Annotated in this window: 5 protein-coding genes; 1 reads left to right on the plus strand and 4 read right to left on the minus strand. The window is 71.2% G+C overall.

Annotated elements, in window-relative coordinates; translation table 11 throughout:
- Positions 1-1,045, minus strand: a 1,045-nt coding sequence (locus CCN56_RS35240; RefSeq protein WP_086831854.1) for a Zn-dependent alcohol dehydrogenase, incomplete at its 3' end; no start/stop codon positions are given.
- Positions 1,042-1,974, minus strand: coding sequence for an SDR family oxidoreductase (locus tag CCN56_RS35245; protein WP_086831855.1), 933 nt, complete (start codon positions 1,972-1,974; stop codon positions 1,042-1,044). The genes CCN56_RS35245 and CCN56_RS35240, both read right to left, overlap by 4 nt.
- A gap of 101 nt (positions 1,975-2,075) precedes the next feature.
- Between CCN56_RS35245 and CCN56_RS35250 the strand changes: the two genes are divergently transcribed.
- Complete coding sequence (locus CCN56_RS35250) at positions 2,076-3,002, plus strand: cyclase family protein (protein WP_086831856.1); 927 nt, start codon at positions 2,076-2,078, stop codon at positions 3,000-3,002.
- Between the two features lie 173 nt (positions 3,003-3,175).
- On the opposite strand, the gene CCN56_RS35255 is transcribed toward CCN56_RS35250, so the two are convergent.
- Both CCN56_RS35255 and CCN56_RS35260 read right to left on the minus strand, forming a co-directional pair.
- Positions 3,176-3,619, minus strand: coding sequence for an ATP-binding protein (locus tag CCN56_RS35255; RefSeq protein WP_086831857.1), 444 nt, complete (start codon positions 3,617-3,619; stop codon positions 3,176-3,178).
- A 352-nt stretch (positions 3,620-3,971) separates the two neighbouring features.
- Positions 3,972-4,411: acyl-CoA dehydrogenase family protein (locus tag CCN56_RS35260; RefSeq protein WP_256962345.1), on the minus strand; the 440-nt coding region annotated here is incomplete at its 5' end.

The raw sequence follows: 4,411 nt of genomic DNA on the forward strand, positions 1-4,411 counted from the left end.
GCACCCCCCGCGCCACCTTCCCCCGCTCCGCGTCCTCCGCCGCCCGCGCGAACTCCTCCACCGGGTACGTCGCCGTCACCAGCTCGTCGAGGAGCAGGGCTCCCGAGCGGTACAGCTCCGCGTACAGGGCGATGTCCTTCTGCGGTCGCGAGGAGCCGTACCGGCAGCCCAGGATCGACTTGTCCAGGAACATCGCGGCCGGCAGGAAGCTCGCCTCCGCCTTCGGCGCGGTCATGCCGAGCAGGATCGCCTGGCCGTGCCGGTCGAGGAGGTCGATCGCGGTGCGGACGAGGCCCGTGTGGCCGACGCATTCAAAGACGTGGTCGGCGCCGGTGGGCAGGATCTCCCGTACCCCGTCCGTGGAGGTCAGGAAGTGGCTCGCCCCGAACTGCCGGGCCACCGCCTCCTTCTCCGGGTTGGTGTCGACGGCGACGATCGTCAGCGCGCCCGCGATCCGGGCGCCCTGGAGGACGTTGAGGCCGATGCCGCCGGTGCCGATGACGACGACGGTCTCGCCGCGCCCGACCTTCGCACGGTTGAGTACGGCTCCGACGCCGGTGAGGACGCCGCAGCCCATGAGGGCGGCGGAGGTCAGCGGGATGTCCTGCGGGATCTTCACGGCCTGGACGGCCTTGACGACGGTCCGCTCGGCGAAGGACGAGTTCGACGCGAACTGGAACAACGGCTGCCCGGTCGACGCCCGTGAGAACGGCTGCCCCGGCATCCCGATGGCCTTGCGGCACATCGTCGGCCGGCCCCGGTCGCAGTCGGCGCAGGCGCCGCAGTTCGCGAGCGTGGACAGGGCGACGTGGTCGCCGGGGACGACGTGCGTGACACCGGGGCCCACGGCCTCGACGACACCCGCGCCCTCGTGGCCGAGGACGACGGGCGGCGGGAACGGGATGGTCCCGTCGATGACGGACAGATCGCTGTGGCAGAGCCCGGCGGCGGCGATCCCGACGAGCACCTCCCCGGGTCCCGGGTCCCGCACCTCCAGGTCGTCGACGACCCGGACCTGCTTCCCGTCGAAGACGACGCCCCTCATGATCCGTTCTCCTCACGGGAGTTCGGCCGGTCTCCGGCGGCCGCCGCGCGGGCCATCTCCTCCAGCATCGCCAGCATCGGCATCGGGTCCTTCCCGACCGTCCCGGGCAGGAAGTCCGCGATGCGTTCGGGGGTCCAGCCGCCGCCCTCCGCGTACCCGGCGCGCAGCTCCCTCGGTTGCGCCCAGACCGCGATCTTGGGTCCGGCGATGGTGTACACCTGCCCGGTGATCCGTTCCTCCCTGGCCCGGTCGGAGAGCAGATAGACGACGAGCGCGGCCACGTCCTCCGGCTCCCCGATCTCCTTGAGCTCCATGGGGACGTTCGCGGACATCCGGGTGCGGGCGACCGGCGCGACGGCGTTCGCGGTGACTCCGTACTTGTGGAGGCCGAGGGCCGCGCTCCGTACGAGCGAGATGATCCCGCCCTTCGCCGCCGAGTAGTTGGCCTGGGCGACGGAGCCCTGGTGGTTGCCGCTGGTGAAGCCGATGAGCGTCCCGGTGCCCTGCTTGCGCATGACGGCCGACGCGGCCCGGAAGACGGTGAAGGTGCCCTTCAGGTGGGTGGCGACGACGGGGTCCCACTCCTCCTCGGACATGTTGAAGAGCATCCGCTCGCGCAGGATGCCGGCGACGCAGACGACCCCGTCGATCCGCCCGTACTCGGCGAGGGCGACGTCGACGATCCGCTGTCCGCCCGCCATGGTGGAGATGTCGTCGGCGACCGCCACCGCCGATCCGCCCGCCGCCTCGATCTCCTTCACCACCGAGACCGCGACCTCGGAGGTCGGCTCACCGCCCTCGATCGACACCCCGTAGTCGTTGACGACGACCTTCGCGCCCTCCGCCGCGCACGCGAGGGCGACGGCGCGGCCGATGCCGCGCCCCGCTCCCGTCACGGCGACGACCTTGCCAGCCAAGAAGTTCCCCACGCCCGGCCCCTTCCCGCACTTTCTGACGGTCCGTTAGATTCGTTCGTCGTCAGGATTCTACGGTCCGTCAGATACCGGAAAACAAGACCCCGGAGGCCCCGATGTCTCTTCCCGCCGCCTTCCACGAGATCGCCAAGCGCGTCAACAACTGGGGCCGCTGGGGCCAGGACGACGAGATCGGCACGCTCAACCTCGTCACCGACGAGGTCGTACGGGAGGCCGCCGCCACCGTCCGCACCGGCCGCCGCGTTCCGCTCGCCGTCGACCTCAAGCAGGACGGCGTGCAGACGGGCATGATCCCCGGCCGGGTCAACCCGCTCCACGTCATGGTCCAGGTCAACCAGGAGATCTTCGGTCCCGGCACGGTCGCCACCAGCGACGACGCCGCGACCCTGGGCCTCCAGGCCGGCACCCACTGGGACGCCCTGACGCACGTCTCCCACTCGGGCCGCATCTACAACGGCCGCCCCGCCGCCACCGTCACCCCGCACGGCCGCTCCGAGTTCAGCGGCATCCACACGGCCCGTCACGTCGTGAGCCGCGGGGTCCTCCTGGACGTGGCGGCGGCGAAGGGGGTGGACCGCCTGCCCGGCGACCACGCCGTCACCCCCGAAGACCTCGACGAGGCGGCGGAATTCGGCGGGGTGGCCGTACGGTCCGGGGACATCGTCCTCGTACGGACCGGGCAGATGCAGGTGTACCTGGCCGGGGACAAGCACGGGTACGCGTTCCCGTCACCGGGCCTCTCGGTCCGCACGCCGGAGTGGTTCCACGCGCACGACGTCGCGGCCGTCGCCAACGACACGCTCACCTTCGAGATCTTCCCGCCCGAGATCGAGGACCTCTGGCTGCCCGTGCACGCCCTCGACCTGGTCGAGATGGGCATGCTCCAGGGGCAGAACTGGAATCTGGAGGCTCTGTCCACAGCCTGTGCAGAAGAAGGGCGCTACGCCTTCCTGCTCTCCGCGATGCCCGAACCGTTCGTCGGCGGCACGGGCACACCGGTCGCTCCGGTGGCCGTTCTCTAGGTTCACGGGTGGCGGAAGGTTCATGGGTGGCGGCGCGCTCGCACGCGCCCCGAGCACGGCACGGACTCGCCGCCACCCGACCACGACCCGCACACGCCGAGGACACGCGGCCCTCGGCTCCCCTCGCTCGCCACGAATCGCTCACCCCAGGGTGGGCAAAACGGAACGAATCGTCAACAGTGCACCCGGCCGGGCGACAACGTCGGCACCGTCGCCGACACGGGTGCGACCCGGTCCACCTCGCACCAGATGCTCTTGCCGACGCCCTCCGGCTGCCAGCCCCACCGGTCCGCGAGCCCGTCCACCAGCTCCAGGCCGCGCCCGTTGGTGTCGTCGCCCTCCGCGTGCCGGGGCTGCGGCGGGCGGTCGCTCGTGTCGGCCACCTCGACCCGCACCCCGCCACCCCCCGCGGCGAACAGCATCCGCAGCACGGCCGGGCAGCCCGTGTGCACCACGGCGTTGGTCACGAGCTCGGAGATGAGCAGCACCAGCGTCTCGGCGAGCGGCTCGTCATCCCCTATGCCCGAACCGGCGAGCCGCGACCGGGCCCACCTCCGGGCTCGTCCCACCTCTGCCGGGTCCGGCCCGACCTCCAACTGAACCTGAAGCACCTGCACCGCTCACACCATCCGAACCGGCGGACACACCTTTACGGAACGTGATTCCCTTGTGGGACAGCATGGTTGACGTACAGTCACCGCAACAAGCGCTTCGGGCATATTCCAGCGCGAAGGAGTACGCATGGTCCATACTGTGCGACGCACGCTGCGGGTAGTCGAACGCCGGGCGCGAGCGGCGGGCATTCCCGGCCGCGGAGCCGCCACAGGGGCGACACCGGGACGATCCGGGCCAACGAGCACTCGCATCTCACGGAGCGTACCGGAGGCGGAGACCGACTCCGGGCCGTGACGGCCCCGTCGAAGGACACAACCCGATATCAACGTTCCGCGTCGCCTCGAACACGAAGCGCTACAGCCCCGCGGCCACGGTCTCCTCGGCCCGAGCGGCGGTCATCCCCAGCTCGGCCCGCACCCAGGCCCGCTTCAGATGCAGGTGGACATCGGCCTCCCAGGTGAACCCCATGCCGCCGTGCACCTGGAGACAGTCCCGCGCGTTGCCGACGGCCGCGTCATCGGCGAGCAGCTTGGCCCCGGCGACCTCGACGGGATCACCGGTGACGGCGGCGGCCCACACGGCGGCCCGAGCGAGCTCGACCCGCACGAGCATCCCGGCACAGAGGTGCTTCACGGCCTGGAACCCCCCGATGACCTGCCCGAACTGCGTCCGCGCACGAGCGTAGGAGACGGCCATGTCGGTAGTGGCCGCAGCACTCCCGACCTGTTCGGCAGCAGTGAGGAGCACCGCGTCCGTTGTGGGCATGCGTTCCGCCGGGGCGAAGGGGGTCCCCC

This window comes from Streptomyces sp. NRRL B-24572 (assembly GCF_002156145.1).
Classification (GTDB): Bacteria; Actinomycetota; Actinomycetes; order Streptomycetales; family Streptomycetaceae; genus Streptomyces; species Streptomyces vietnamensis.